1 pseudogene is annotated in these 241 nt (G+C 70.5%); it reads left to right on the top strand.

The annotated features are described in order from the left end of the window. A pseudogene (locus tag ACTFO6_RS19605) lies at nt 1-241 on the top strand (aldo/keto reductase); the annotation flags it as partial.

The following is a 241-nucleotide window of genomic DNA, read 5'->3' as shown; positions in this document are numbered from 1 at the left end:
TGGTTCGAGTCGGCCATCGCGGGCCGCGGCCGAGGAGATCGGCGCGGTCTGGGTGGCGTATACCTCCTGGCCCCCGAGCACATCGCCTGGCAGCTCGATCGCTCCCTGGAGCTGCTCGGCGTTGCGACCCTGGACGCCTTCCTCGTGGACCAGCCCGAGGTTCACTTCCCCGCGATCGGCAAGGCCGAGCTGAACCGCAAGCTGGAGCGGGCCTTCGTCGCGCTGGAGCGGGCGGTGGCAA

The sequence above is a fragment of the Pelomicrobium sp. G1 genome, from assembly GCF_051905455.1.
Lineage (GTDB): Bacteria > Pseudomonadota > Gammaproteobacteria > Burkholderiales > UBA6910 > Pelomicrobium.
The sequence above is the reverse complement of the archived record's forward strand: the minus strand, read 5'-3'. Positions and strand labels throughout refer to the sequence as shown.